This window comes from Gilliamella sp. Lep-s35 (genome assembly GCF_009795845.1).
Classification (GTDB): domain Bacteria; phylum Pseudomonadota; class Gammaproteobacteria; order Enterobacterales; family Orbaceae; genus Gilliamella.
Map to the genome: position 1 here is coordinate 1 of NZ_WTEX01000087.1, position 351 is coordinate 351.

The 351-nt window shown below is 38.5% G+C and carries 1 pseudogene; it reads right to left on the bottom strand.

Annotated elements, in window-relative coordinates:
* Positions 1–266 (bottom strand): annotated as a pseudogene (locus GQ590_RS12145) (hypothetical protein); the annotation flags it as partial.
* Between the last annotated feature and the right edge of the window lie 85 nt (positions 267–351).

Sequence of the window (351 nt, forward strand, 5' to 3'; positions counted from 1 at the left end):
TAACTCACAATACACCCGGTAAACCCGTTTACGATTCCATTGATAACCGAGCTTTCTAATGCGATGAAAACATTTAGGAAAACCCAACGTAAATGTCTTTCTGCGATATCGCTCAATATCGCAATAATCATCGAGTGATCCGGCAACTTAGGTTGATAATAATAAGCACTACGACTTAATCCCATTATTGCGCAACTCATTGCAATTGTAATTGAATGTGTTGCTTGTCGCTTTTCCACCCACCTTTTACGTTCTTGCGTGGGCACTACAGCTTTTTTATAATTTCTTCCTGAAGTTGGGATTTTAAACTTAACTCAGCAAACATCTGTTTAAGTTTGCGATTTTCTGCCT